The organism is Pauljensenia sp. C0254C2 (assembly GCF_056583835.1).
This window is the reverse complement of sequence record NZ_JBWPJO010000002.1, coordinates 228,814-241,724: the sequence shown is the minus strand read 5'-3', so window position 1 is coordinate 241,724 and position 12,911 is coordinate 228,814. Positions and strand designations below refer to the sequence as shown.

15 protein-coding genes are annotated in these 12,911 nt (G+C 53.9%); 13 read left to right on the top strand and 2 right to left on the bottom strand.

What is annotated here, in order from left to right:
- The first annotated feature begins 115 nt into the window (after positions 1-115).
- Both AC1DA5_RS02720 and AC1DA5_RS02715 read left to right on the top strand, forming a co-directional pair.
- Entirely contained in the window at positions 116-493 is a 378-nt protein-coding gene (locus tag AC1DA5_RS02720; RefSeq protein WP_004010825.1) for an HNH endonuclease, read from the top strand.
- Positions 494-739: 246 nt separating this feature from the next.
- Positions 740-1,312 carry a P27 family phage terminase small subunit gene (locus tag AC1DA5_RS02715; protein WP_278614583.1) on the top strand — a complete coding sequence of 191 codons (573 nt, stop codon included), beginning with the start codon at positions 740-742 and terminating at the stop codon, positions 1,310-1,312.
- Positions 1,313-1,334: 22 nt separating this feature from the next.
- Here AC1DA5_RS02715 and AC1DA5_RS02710 read toward each other — a convergent pair whose 3' ends face one another.
- Positions 1,335-1,544: a hypothetical protein gene (locus AC1DA5_RS02710; protein ID WP_251451831.1), complete on the bottom strand. Its 210-nt coding sequence runs from the start codon at positions 1,542-1,544 to the stop codon at positions 1,335-1,337.
- Positions 1,545-1,659: 115 nt separating this feature from the next.
- Here AC1DA5_RS02710 and metK point away from each other — a divergent pair, with 115 nt between their 5' ends.
- The 7 genes from metK (at position 1,660) to AC1DA5_RS02675 (ending at position 8,420) form a co-directional block, all read left to right on the top strand.
- Positions 1,660-2,850, top strand: a complete 1,191-nt coding sequence (gene metK, locus AC1DA5_RS02705; RefSeq protein WP_285445075.1) for a methionine adenosyltransferase — start codon at positions 1,660-1,662, stop codon at positions 2,848-2,850.
- Positions 2,822-4,078: a site-specific DNA-methyltransferase gene (locus AC1DA5_RS02700; protein ID WP_278614599.1), complete on the top strand. Its 1,257-nt coding sequence runs from the start codon at positions 2,822-2,824 to the stop codon at positions 4,076-4,078. Before metK ends, AC1DA5_RS02700 begins: the two co-directional genes overlap by 29 nt.
- A gap of 3 nt (positions 4,079-4,081) precedes the next feature.
- On the top strand, positions 4,082-5,608 hold the full coding sequence (locus AC1DA5_RS02695) for a DNA cytosine methyltransferase (RefSeq protein WP_285445076.1): 1,527 nt from the start codon (positions 4,082-4,084) through the stop codon (positions 5,606-5,608).
- A gap of 82 nt (positions 5,609-5,690) precedes the next feature.
- Complete coding sequence (locus tag AC1DA5_RS02690) at positions 5,691-5,906, top strand: hypothetical protein (RefSeq protein ID WP_072509750.1); 216 nt, start codon at positions 5,691-5,693, stop codon at positions 5,904-5,906.
- Positions 5,900-6,349, top strand: coding sequence for a virulence protein (locus AC1DA5_RS02685; RefSeq protein WP_278614601.1), 450 nt, complete (start codon positions 5,900-5,902; stop codon positions 6,347-6,349). The genes AC1DA5_RS02690 and AC1DA5_RS02685 overlap by 7 nt, the downstream gene beginning before the upstream one ends.
- Positions 6,350-6,455: 106 nt before the next feature.
- Positions 6,456-6,740, top strand: a complete 285-nt coding sequence (locus AC1DA5_RS02680) for an Nmad4 family putative nucleotide modification protein (protein WP_048707996.1) — start codon at positions 6,456-6,458, stop codon at positions 6,738-6,740.
- Positions 6,741-6,815: 75 nt separating this feature from the next.
- The gene (locus AC1DA5_RS02675; RefSeq protein ID WP_278614602.1) at positions 6,816-8,420 is read left to right on the top strand and encodes a terminase large subunit; all 1,605 of its coding nucleotides are present in this window, start codon (positions 6,816-6,818) and stop codon (positions 8,418-8,420) included.
- A gap of 3 nt (positions 8,421-8,423) precedes the next feature.
- Here AC1DA5_RS02675 and AC1DA5_RS02670 read toward each other — a convergent pair whose 3' ends face one another.
- On the bottom strand, positions 8,424-9,098 hold the full coding sequence (locus AC1DA5_RS02670) for a hypothetical protein (protein WP_143484522.1): 675 nt from the start codon (positions 9,096-9,098) through the stop codon (positions 8,424-8,426).
- A gap of 30 nt (positions 9,099-9,128) precedes the next feature.
- On the opposite strand from AC1DA5_RS02670, the gene AC1DA5_RS02665 reads away from it, so the two are divergent.
- Genes AC1DA5_RS02665 through AC1DA5_RS02650 form a run of 4 tightly spaced genes read left to right on the top strand, consistent with a single transcriptional unit; the run spans position 9,129 to position 12,898 of the window.
- Entirely contained in the window at positions 9,129-10,442 is a 1,314-nt protein-coding gene (locus tag AC1DA5_RS02665) for a phage portal protein (RefSeq protein ID WP_048707984.1), read from the top strand.
- The gene (locus AC1DA5_RS02660; protein WP_480289140.1) at positions 10,439-11,308 is read left to right on the top strand and encodes a head maturation protease, ClpP-related; all 870 of its coding nucleotides are present in this window, start codon (positions 10,439-10,441) and stop codon (positions 11,306-11,308) included. The genes AC1DA5_RS02665 and AC1DA5_RS02660 overlap by 4 nt, the downstream gene beginning before the upstream one ends.
- Positions 11,309-11,333: 25 nt before the next feature.
- On the top strand, positions 11,334-12,551 hold the full coding sequence (locus AC1DA5_RS02655; RefSeq protein WP_480289139.1) for a phage major capsid protein: 1,218 nt from the start codon (positions 11,334-11,336) through the stop codon (positions 12,549-12,551).
- A 29-nt stretch (positions 12,552-12,580) separates the two neighbouring features.
- Positions 12,581-12,898: a head-tail connector protein gene (locus AC1DA5_RS02650; RefSeq protein ID WP_101486012.1), complete on the top strand. Its 318-nt coding sequence runs from the start codon at positions 12,581-12,583 to the stop codon at positions 12,896-12,898.
- Positions 12,899-12,911: the final 13 nt, after the last annotated feature.

Genomic DNA, 12,911 nt, shown 5'->3' with positions numbered 1-12,911 from the left:
GAAAACCGCATATCAGTGTGAGAACATATAAGTGATTGAAAACTAGGTGAAGCCCCAAGAACCCACACACGGGAATCTTGGGGCTTCACCACATCCGGGGGGGAAGGAGCCAGCGATGCCGGTCAAACCAGCCTCCCCGTGCTCTCACCCTGGTTGTCCCGAGCTCACCCACGACCGCTACTGCGAACAACATGCCAAGGCAGAGGACGCCCGGTATCGGAAGTATCAGCGTGATCCGAAGATCAATCGCCGCTACGGCTCACGGTGGCGCAAGATCCGCGCCGCCTACGTCGCCGCCCACCCGCTCTGCGAAGACTGCCTAGAGGCCGGTCTCTACACGCCAGTACAAGAGGTTCACCACATTCTCCCGCTCGAACACGGCGGCACCCACAACTTCGACAACCTCCGAAGCCTGTGCAAGCCTTGCCACTCCAGGCAGACCGCGCTCGATGATGACCGATGGCGGCAACAACCTCGGGTCTACACCTACTGACGAGCACCCACGTTGTCCACTGTTGCGCCGAAGTTCTGGAACCTCAAAGTTACCCACCTTGATGGTGTTCGGCGGACACGGGGCAACGTCGAAAGCCTGGTGAGGGGGTGGGGGTTCTCAATCTCTAACCGCAGGTCAGAGGTCAGCGGGCGGGGCCAACCGTACACAAAAAGACCGAATCAAACAGGGTATTAACCCGCAAGCCCTCCATCACCGGGCTAACCGCCTGGAAGGAGGCGAGATTTCATGGCGAAAGACGGAACCAATCGCGGTGGGCGGCGCGTGAGGGCAGGCGCGAAACCCGACCCACTCAACGAGAAACTCGCCAAGGGTCTGCCTGCTACTCGCCTGGAAGATCCGCTAGCGAGCCCTTTCGATTTTGAGGGTGCAGATGTTGGTGATGGCGCGGTGCTTGCTGGTGAGGTGATGCCGGAGCCGTCTGAGTATCTGTCGGAGGTTCAACGCGATGGCAAACCCTTGGGTGCTGACCTTGTCTACAAAGAAACCTGGCGGTGGTTGGATGAGCGTGGCTGCACGAGGTTTGTTTCTAAGCGTCTGATTGAGGCCTACGCCCAGGCGTTCGCCCGGTATGTGCAGTGTGAGCAGGCGATTTCCAAGTTTGGTTTGCTAGGTAAGCACCCGACGACGGGGGCTGCTATCGCTTCCCCGTTTGTTGCGATGAGCCAGTCTTTTGGTAAGCAGGCGAATGTGTATTGGTATGAGATTTTTGAGATTGTGCGGGCTAACTGCACTAGTGACTATTCGGGTGCGGCTCCTGGTGATGAGGTTATGGAGCAGTTGTTGAAAGCCCGCTCCTAGATGCGTCCTAGTGTTTTTGAGCTTATTTGGGGCGTTTTGTTGCGCTGAAGCCTGCCCCTAGCGCGATTCCGACTCCCGTGCCAATAGTTATCGCTAAGGCATTATCGTCCATAATGAACCGAAAAATTATGGCGGTCATTATCCCGGCAATCATTCCGTAAGCCACGGCTTTACCATCGCCACCAGAAGGCTCCTGCTCCTGCGGATTAGGTTTACTCGTTTCGTCTTCCACGTATTCCAGTATCACACACGATTCGGGTTTTCCTCGTTTTCTTCGCTCCCTGCTCCTGGCTGTCATGGTGGGGAGTTTTTGTTTCTTTTGATTTTTCTACTGAAAGGGCATTCCTATGACTATGGTTCGCAGCGCTGAAGCAGTGTGTATCGGTCACCCCGATAAACTGTGCGATTTAATTGCTGATCAGATTCTCGACGAGATTCTCTACGCCGATCCCAACGCCCGCGTCGCGGTAGAGGTCATGGCTACTGGGCGACGCATTATTGTCACTGGTGAAATCAGCACTAATGCTCGTGTGGACTTGCGTGATTGCGTACGCACAGCCCTGACTGCAGCTGGCTATAAGCCGTGGAGATTTTTGGTATACGTATGGGTGAGGCGTCAATCTAACGATATTAACGACGGGGTGAGCACATCTTTAGAGGCTCGCCATGGCGATGAGTCCGCTTATTGTCTTCAGGGGGCTGGTGATCAAGGCACGGTCTATGGTTATGCCTGCACTGATACTCCTGAGCGTTTACCGTTGCCTCTTGTTTTAGCCCACGAGATTTGTAAGCGGCTAGATGCCGCGCGCAAGCAAGGAACCATCACTGGGATCTTCTCAGATGGTAAAGCACTAGTTTCGGTGCGCTACAACGACGCAGGAAAACCGCAAGCCGTAGAGACGGTGGTGGTTTCCGTCCAGCACGATAAATCCAAGGATTTCGAGGTGTTGCGCCGTGAAATCACCTCGATGATTATCGGTCCAGCTTGCTCTTCGTATCTTCCTGTCGATGAGAACACGACTATTTTGGTGAATCCTTCTGGGCGGTTCGTGGAGGGCGGCCCTAAAGCTGACACCGGACTCACTGGCCGAAAACTTATGGTTGACGCCTATGGCGGGCTGGCCGGACATGGTGGTGGAGCTTTCTGTGGTAAAGATGCTTCTAAGGTTGACCGGTCGGGTGCTTATATGGCGCGGCTGATCGCGAAAACCGTGGTGGATGCGGATCTTGCATCCCGGTGCCAGGTGGCGATTAGTTACGCGATTGGCAAAGCCGACCCGGTTGCTTTCAGTGTGGACACGCTCGGCACCGGCCAATACAGCGACCAGATTCTCACGGCTGCAGCTCAAGATGTCTTTAATCTTCGTCCGGCTGCGATCATCGACCAGTTTGGGCTGCGAGCACCCGGCTATGTGCGCTATTCGACGTATGGGCATTTCGGGGATTACACACGCAAGTGGGAAGACACCTGGACTACTAGCCGTGAGCTTATAAAGGCGGTGAAAAACCATGCGCATCAAGCAAATAGCGCTAACTGATCTCACCCCTGCTGACTACAACCCCCGCAAAGACCTACAACCCGGTGACCTCGACTACGACAAACTCAAACGCTCGCTAAGTGAGTTTGGGTATGTGGAGCCAGTCATCTGGAACAAAACCACCGGAAATATTGTGGGTGGGCATCAGCGTCTGAAAGTACTCGCTGATCTGGGCTATAAAACCGTGGACTGCGTGGTCGTTGAGCTAGACGAAACCCGCGAAAAAGCGCTCAACGTTGCTCTAAACAAGATCAGTGGCGATTGGGATGAATCCAAACTCGCCCTACTCATAGCCGACCTGGATGCTTCCGATTTCGACGTTGAACTCACCGGTTTCGACGAATCCGAAATACAACAGTTAATAGGTTCTCTTGACGGCGACAGTATCGAGGATGACAACTTCGACCTGAACGCCGCCCTAGAAGCAGCAGCTTTCGTCCAGCGCGGCGATATCTGGACTGTTGGTAGGCATCGCCTAATGTGCGCGGACGCCACAAACCCAAGCGACGTCGAAACCTTGATGGATGGCAAACAGGCTAACCTGGTGGTCACAGACCCGCCTTACAACGTGGACTTCAAATCGAACAGCGGCCTGAAAATCGCAGGCGACAAACAAGACGCAGGCACCTTCTACCAGTTCCTACTAGCTGCATTCACCAACATGGCGGCATCCCTAGCTAAGGGCGGGTCAGCCTATGTTTTCCACGCCGACACCGAAGGCCTCAACTTCCGTAAAGCGTTTCTTGATGCTGGCTTCTACCTGTCGGGCTGTTGTATTTGGGTCAAAGACTCCCTCGTACTTGGTCGTTCCCCATATCAGTGGCAGCACGAACCGGTGCTTTATGGGTGGAAGAAAGACGGCTCTCACGCTTGGTATGCGAATCGCAAACAAACCACGGTGTGGAATTTCGCCAAGCCCCGCAAAAACAGCGACCATCCGACTTCCAAGCCACTAGACCTGTTGGCTTACCCGATTCGTAACTCCACCCAAACCAACGCGATAATACTAGATACGTTTGCTGGCTCTGGTTCCACGCTAATGGCTGCACAAGCCACAGACCGCACTTGCTATTGCATGGAGCTGGATGAGAAATACGCTTCCGTGATTCTGCGCCGCTATGCCGAAGCAACCGGAGACGCAGCAGGGATCACGTGTGAGCGAGGCGGCAAACAATACGCCTACCTGGATCTGGTCAAAGAAGTCGACCGTCCCAAGCAGAAAGGCTAACTCGTGAGACAAACTTTAAGGCTTGGCTCGCTTTTTGATGGCTCAGGTGGTTTCCCACTCGCCGCCACCAAGGTTGGTATCGAACCTGTGTGGGCAAGCGAGATTGAGCCCTTCCCGATCCTCGTCACCACCACGCGCCTTCCGCAAATGCAACACCTAGGCGACATCTGCGAAATTGACGGCAGTCAGCTAGAGCCGGTGGATGTGGTCACGTTTGGCTCTCCTTGCCAAGACCTGTCGGTAGCAGGTAAAAGGGCAGGCTTAGCTGGCGAACGCTCCGGTCTATTCCACCAAGCTGTCAGAGTCATCAGAGAAATGAGAAAGGCAAGTCATGGTCTATATCCAAGATTCGCTGTTTGGGAAAACGTGCCCGGAGCCTTCTCAAGCAATAAAGGAGCAGACTTCCACAGCGTCCTGCAAAACCTCATCTCGGTTGTCGACGGGCAAGCAGCGGCTGACCTACCTCGAGTACAAAAGTGGCAAAAAGCCGGAGCGATCGTGGCAGACCAATGGAGTATTGCGTGGCGAGTATTGGACGCGCAATTTTTCGGAGTACCCCAACGACGTAGAAGAATCTACCTTATCGCAGATTTTGCAAGCGAGCGTGCCGGACACATACTCTTTGAGCCCTCGTGCAGCTCAAGGGATCTTGCGCAGGGCTGCAGTGAAAAGCAAAACCCTCCCACCAATCCTCGAGCAGGCACTCACGAGGCAAGCAAATCTTTAGATGTGTTCGCCTTGCGAATGCGGGCAGGTAAACCAGGTGGTGGTAAAGGCCCGCTCGTGCAAACAAATCTGTCAGGCACGCTCGGATGCAGTAACGATCAGAGTATTATTGAGCCGCTACTATTTGACCATCATCCTCATGATGCCAGAGTGGGCGGACCATGCCAGATAGCACCAACCGTGACCGCTCGTTACGGCACTGGCGGAGGCAATACTCCCATCATCGCTACCGCCTACGGTTTCAATGCGTTACATGAGGGACGCGGCGCGGCAGTGGGCAGGTACGGTTATTCAACCGAGGTATCAAAGACGCTCGATACGTCAGGGATAGCTCCGACCTGTAACCAAGGCGGCATCGCCATCGTCGAACCCGACGTTGTGAGTGCCTCGAAGGCAGACTTCTTCTGCCGAGGCAACGTCAATATTGCAGGAGCATTGTTGGCTTCGGACCCAACTGAGCCACCCCTGGTCACCGACCCTAGAATGCCCGAATACCGCGTGAGACGATTAACCCCCACCGAATGCGCCCGCCTACAAGGATTCCCTGATGATTGGACACGAGATTTAGCAATCAGCGATCCTACAGATTCACAGTTGGATTACTGGTGGCAGGTCTGGGCCAGCTGGGCCAAGGTGCAAGGATTGAAAAATCCTAAAACCCGCAACCAAGTACGCTCCTGGCTCACCAATCCTGGAACCGACCGGGCGTTATACAAGCTGTGGGGAAACGGGATAGCTTTGCCGTGCGCCAAACTCGTACTTTCCCAGATAGTCGCCGAGAACACTAAAACTCCTGGATTTTAAGGCGAAAATGACTGGATAAGCCCGCGAACCTATGGCTGTATGTACATGACCAAACAAAACACAAGAAAGAGAGGGTTTGGTGATGATGGGACAGCTATACGCCGATCTAGAAGAAATCGAAAGCCTCGGAGTCGACCTGACCTGTATTAATGCGGTTAAACACGCTGCTAAACAGCGCGGTTATGGGCAGGTAGAAGCCATCGTGTCCAACTTCCCACACGACTTCATGCGCCTCATCCGCACATGGATGGACGTTCAAAGCATCGAGTTTGATGGTGAGGAGGATGAGCAATGGTGAACACCAAAAAGGCTGAAAACTACGGGCTCGTAGTCACCCTGCCCGCCACGCTTGATGAGACTGAGCTGGCAAGGCTGCATGGACTTATTGCAGCCAAGAAAGACTTGATCGCTAAAGCGCTCGGCGCGAGCCGGCTCGACATCACCACCAGTAGTGAGGGGCTGAGTTTCCCGTGGTGGGATGAGCTACCCGAGTTCGAGAAGATCACAGCCTACACCGAGTTCTTAACGAAGCTGATCGCCTACGCCAAACAGATCCACCGCACCGTAACCCGCAGTACAAGACAGGTAAGTAATGAGAAGTATGAACTGCGCTCCCTGCTTTACCGCATCGGACTTTCTGGTAAAGAACATAAGGAAGTACGCAAGATTTTACTTGCACCATTAAGCGGTGATTCTGCGTGGAAAACCCCGCCACTAATAAACACTAACCAAGAGATGTAAACCACTATTTATTAGGCAAAATAGGTGGCAAAATGACTGGATAAGTAGCGAAGTCTATGGCTGTATATACATACCAAAACGGTACGCGAAGAAAGGAAATACAGCGATGGAAACGACAACGATGGAACGCCTGCAAATGGCCACCGATAGCTACGGTGCGGTGGTGCGCTACGGCAACCTAGTGATCGCCACCAGCTACAGTTGGCACAAGGGCGGGGTTTATGGCAACGACGCCTGCATCTACCACCTGACCGAAACCCCCTCCGAGAACCCCTGGCAGGGTAAGTCCTTCATCGAATGCGGCCTCGAACTGATCAAGCAAGCCGACCAGATTTTCCCTGACGACGGTCACGCGCTCGCCTGGGCGTTAGCTAATCTGCCCGAAGCCTAGCCCCACAAGGCTTGAGGGCGCCTGTTATCGCTGGTAGTAACTGATTTTTTAACCAATAGAAGGTAACTGATTCGTATGCGTGAGCTAGCTGATTATCACCCGACCCGGTTCATGGCTGAAAGCTCGCGCTATGACAAGCGCCGAGCTGATTTTGCGGTCGCGTTTATCGAAGCTTTAAAGCATACGAAAGGCCGGTGGGCAGGAAAACCTTTTAAGTTGATTGATTGGCAAGAACAAATCATTCGCGACCTTTTCGGGGTGGTCAAACCTGACGGGTTTCGCCAATTCACTACGGCTTACGTGGAGATCCCGAAGAAACAGGGCAAGAGTGAACTTGCCGCCGCCGTCGCACTCTTACTGTGTTGCGGCGATGGCGAGGAACGCGCTGAAGTTTATGGGTGTGCTGCCGATCGGCAACAAGCATCCATCGTGTTCGAAGTGGCAGCCGACATGGTGAGAATGTGTCCCCCACTAGCCAAGCGGGTAAAGATCCTTAGAAGCCAAAAACGTATCATCTACTCCCCCACCAATTCCTTCTACCAGGTACTATCGGCCGAGGCTTATTCCAAACACGGATTCAATATTTCCGGCGTGGTATTCGATGAGCTACACACCCAACCCAACCGGGCGCTCTTCGACGTGATGACCAAAGGCAGTGGGGATGCGCGCACCCAGCCGCTGTACTTCTTGATCACGACAGCGGGTACCGATACGCATAGCATTTGTTATGAGCAACACCAAAAAGCCCAAGACATCCTAGATGGCAAAAAGCACGACCCCACGTTCTACCCGGTGATCTATGGGGCGGCGCAAGATGATGATTGGACCGATGAGGACGTGTGGCATAAAGCCAACCCATCCTTGGACGTGACGGTGCCAATCCAGAAAGTTAGGGACGCTTGTAATAGTGCCAGGCAGAATCCGGCTGAAGAAAACACCTTCAGACAGTTGCGTTTGAACCAGTGGGTCAAACAGTCTGTGCGGTGGATGCCTATGAATACCTGGAACAAGAACGATGGCCCAGTCCACTTGGATGAGTTAGAAGGCCGTGTTTGTTACGGCGGCCTCGACCTCGCCTCCACAACCGACATCACCGCGTTCGTGCTCGTCTTCCCACCCACGGATGACGATGACAAATACACGGTTGCGCCGTGGTTTTGGATTCCCGAAGACAACCTGAAACTGAGGGTCGCCCGCGATCACGTCCCCTACGACCTATGGCATCAGCAAGGCCACCTACTCACGACTGAGGGCAACGTGGTGCACTACGGGTATATCGAGAAGTTCATTGAGGATCTGGGCACCCGGTTTAATATCCGAGAAATCGCTTTCGACCGGTGGGGTGCGGTCCAAATGAGCCAAAACCTTGAGGATGCTGGTTTCACGGTAGTGCCGTTTGGGCAAGGCTTCAAAGACATGTCCCCGCCATCCAAGGAACTGATGAAGCTGGCGTTGGAAGGCAAGCTCGCGCACGGCGGGCACCCGGTGCTGGCCTGGATGGTCGATAACATTCACGTACGCACCGACCCAGCTGGCAACATCAAGCCAGATAAGCAAAAATCCACGGAGAAAATCGACGGGGTGGTCGCCACCATCATGGCCTTGGATCGGGCTATCAGGTGTGGCAACGCACTTAGTGGTGGTTCGGTTTACGACTCGCGGGGACTACTTGTGCTCTAATACTTACAAAAGTGGTCGGTCAGTCTTGATACTTTGAACTCGAATTTCTCCGTTACCGTCACGTCGAAGTAGAAGAAACTCGGAGGAATCTGCAAGTTGAACAATGTGGGATTCAAGCAGCTCTCGCAAAAATAGGCACAAAGCTCTAAGTGCTTCGAAGTTCTCTTCAGGAGAAGTCTCATTCTTTTTGAATGGATTAGGTGCATGGAGGATCGCGCTGACAAGACCAAAACTGCGTCCGACTTCGGATTCCTGGAGTCCAACTTCCGGTCGTACGCCTTGCCCCACAGTTCCATCATGGGTAACATATCCGAACGAACATGGCCAATAGTTTGGATTAAGCTCCTTCAAACGTTTTCGCATCTCTCCGAAGTCTTTTGCGCTTTCCATCTTTTTCTGTGCCTTGTCGAAAAGCCTTTTGCTAGCGGCAAAGGAAGCTGTAACTACGCGCTCCAAAACGAGACGTAGGTGAGCAGCTGCGTGAATTAGATTAGCGAAATCGACGCGACTTCCTGTCAGCTCGACTTCTGCATGGTCGAGATCCCAAAATATTCGGTCATAAATCCACCGGTACAGGACTGGGGTACCCGTTTCTATGTTCTCAAAGCCATCGATTCGTTCCGACTGCATTGAGCCTGGTTCGTTTATGCGTTCTTCCGGTGATCTACGTTTATTCACATAACAAATTATCCATGCAAGGAGTGCTCCATGGGGATACGCAACTGGCTACGCGGTAGACCCCGCGAGACCGAAAACCATACGATTGGCTCGTCTTACTCGTTCTTGTTCGGACCTACGTCTTCTGGTCGTCCGGTAACAGAACGCAGCGCGATGCAAATGACCGCTGTGCATTCATGCGTGCGTATCCTGGCTGAGGCTATCGCGGGTTTGCCACTGCATGTTTACCGACATACGGAAGGTGGCGGTAAAGAAAAAGCTACCGATCATGGTTTGTATCGGCTTCTTCATGATGAGCCGAACCCCGAGATGACGTCGTTTGTTTTCCGCGAAACTTTGATGACGCATCTGCTTTTGTGGGGTAACGCGTTCGCCCAGGTCGTACGCAACGGCCTAGGTGAAATCATAGGGCTCTATCCGTTGCAGCCAAACCGCATGAGCGTAGGCAGAGACTTGGACACTAAGGCTTTGTATTACGAGTACCAGACCTCCTGGGATGAGCCGGCAGGCGAATACAAAACCATCCGGCTGACCCCAGCAGACGTCCTGCACATCCCAGGTCTCGGCTTCGACGGTTTAGTGGGTTATTCACCGATTGCGATGGCCCGCAATGCTATCGGCCTGGCACAAGCCACCGAAGATTACGGGGCGTCGTTTTTTGCTAATGGTGCTGCTCCTGGTGGGGTGTTGGAGCATCCTGGCACGATTAAGGATCCTTCTCGGGTGCGTGAGTCTTGGCAGGCTACCTTTGGTGGTGCGAAGAACGGCAATAAGGTCGCTGTTTTAGAAGAGGGCATGAAGTACACGCCTATTAGCGTGTCTCCGGAGCAGGCACAGTTTCTTGAAACACGGAAGTTTCAGCTCAACGAGATTGCCCGGATTTTCCGTATTCCGCCGCACATGATCGGCGATCTGGAAAAGAGTTCCTTTTCTAATATTGAGCAGCAGTCTCTGGAGTTTGTGAAGTACACGCTTGATCCGTGGGTGATCCGCTGGGAACAAGCAATCACGAAAACTCTCTTGAACCCGCGTGAAAAGCAGCAGTTGTTTGTGAAGTTCAATGTTGAGGGGCTGCTGCGCGGGGATTACCAGTCGCGTATGGAGGGCTACGCGGTAGCCAGGCAGAACGGGTGGATGAGCGCCAACGACATCCGCGAGCTAGAGAATCTCGACCGCATCGATGAGGCCGATGGCGGGGATCTCTACCTGGTCAACGGCAACATGCTGCCACTCGATATGGCAGGCGCTTATGCCGCCACCAAACAAGCCGACGCTGTCGCAGCTAACGATGAGCAGCTGGAAGAACAACCTGAAAAGAACCAAATTTTGAGGAGGAGAATGTGAAGCGTTTTTGGAACTGGATACCACCAGAAACAACCAACCCGGACACCCAAGAGGATGTTCGGGTTTTGCGTATCAACGGGGCTATCGCCGAAGAATCCTGGCTCGACGATGACGTAACACCCGCCATCTTCGCATCTGAACTAAATGCCGGATCAGGACCGGTCACTGTTTGGCTCAACAGTCCCGGTGGCGATGTCGTGGCGGCAGCCAGGATTTACAACATGCTTCTGGACTACCCAGGAACCGTGACAGTCAATATTGATGGCATCGCAGCATCCGCAGCGAGCGTGATCGCCATGGCAGCAAGTCATGTGGCGATGTCGCCGGTGTCGATGTTGATGATCCACAACCCAGCAACGTTGGCGATGGGCGATAAAACCGAACTCTCGCGTGCCCTCGACATGCTTGAGAGTGTCAAGGACTCGATTATCAATGCTTACCAGCTCAAGACTGGGTTGAGCAGGGCGAAGTTGTCGAAGTTGATGGATGCCGAGACCTGGATGGACGCAACTGCAGCCATCGAACTTGGGTTCGCCGACGAGCTGCTGACTGGTAAACGAGCACCAACCCCAGAAAAAGAGGACGAAGAATCTGAAGAGCCGGATGAGGACGATTCCGGCGGGGATGACGAGCAAGGCCCTGCCCGTAAGAAGCCGCCGTTGCCGCCCAAAAACAAGGGTGGTGTGGTGTTTTCCAGAAAGGCCGCGGAACAGCGCCTCGTCGCGCAGTTAGCTGGCCAGCGAAAAGATAGTGCTCCGCCTGGCTCACTGCCATCTCCTGATACCCGTTGTTCTTTGCAGCCCGCTGTCTCTTGTGGTCGGCGGGTTGTTGATTTATACGCCCAACTAACTGATCAACCCCACTAAACCCTTAAGAGAGGAACTTTTTATCATGACTACTGTTACTGATCTTTATGCTCGCCGTGCCGAAACCTGGAATAAGGCGAAGGCTTTTCTGGATGAGCGCCGTAACTTTGAGACCGGCTGCCTGAGCGCTGAGGACGATGCGGCTTACGCGAAGATGGAGGCTGAGATCGAGGCGCTTTCTAACGAGATCGCTCGATCCGAGCGGGCCGAACGCACAGAAGCCAACCTCGCGCAGGCGACTCGGGCACCCATCACTGCTACACCCGGCGCCAGCCCTGATGAGGACGGCAAGGCGAGACCGGCTCGCGCCACCGTTTCCTACAAGCGCGCGTTTTGGGATGCGATGCGGCTTAACACCTCCCCCATGGAAGTAAGGAATGCGCTAAGTGAGGGGGTGGATTCTGAGGGCGGATACCTAGTGCCTGACGAGTTCGAACGCACCCTAGTGCAGTCTTTAGCTGACCAAAACATCATGCGAAGCCTCGCCAAGGTTATTCAGACCACTAGCGGGGATCGCAAGATCCCTGTCGTGTCTACCCATGGCACCGCTACCTGGCTGGATGAAGGCAAACCATATAGCGAATCCGATGAAGCCTTCACCCAAATCTCCCTGTCGGCGTTCAAGCTGGGTACCTTCCTCAAAATCAGCGAAGAACTGCTCAACGATGCAGCGTTTAACGTTGAACAATACCTAGCCAGCGAGTTTGCTCGCCGTATTGGAGCTGCTGAAGAAGAAGCCTTCCTGATTGGAGATGGTAAAGGTAAACCCACCGGCATCTTCAACCCAACCGGCGGAGCAGACTTAGGCGTGACCACCAGTAAGCCTACCGACATTAGCGCTGATGAACTCATCGATCTGCACTATAGTTTGCGCTCCCCCTACCGGGCGCGCGCGGTGTGGCTGATGAACGATGCAACAGTAAAGACCATACGCAAGCTCAAGGACGGTAACGGGCAGTACCTGTGGCAGCCAGCCCTGACTGCTGGGAATCCAGACATGATCCTTGGCCGACCCGTCTACACCAGTGTTTTTGTGCCTGAGCTTAAAGCGGGGGCGCGCACAGTAGCGTTCGGTGACCTCGGTTTTTATTCGATTGCTGACCGGCAAGGCCGCTCCTTCAAACGCCTAAACGAGCTATTTGCAACCACCGGGCAGATCGGGTTCCTCGCCTCCCAACGCCTAGACGGCAAGCTAGTCTTGCCCGAAGCGATCAAGGTTCTTACCCAAAAGACCGCCGGGTAAACCAGAAAAATAGTTAGGAGGTGGCAGCCATGAAAACAGACGAACTCATGGCCTTAGTCAAGCAAAATCTGCTGGTTGAACATAGCGAGGATGATTCTTTGATTGCCTCGTTTGTTTTGGCTGCCATCTCCTACGCTACCGCTTACCAACATCTGCCCGAGGGCTACTACCAAACGGAGCCCATGTCGCAGGCAACCCGGCAAGGCATTATCATGCTCGCCACCCATTTCTACGAATCCAGAGATGGAGCAACCGCCGGGTTTTGGGCAGACAAAACCGATGCTGCCCGCGCCGTGTGGAACGCAGTCAACACCCTGCTTCGTCTGGATCGGGACTGGAAAATCTAAAGAAAGGACGCGC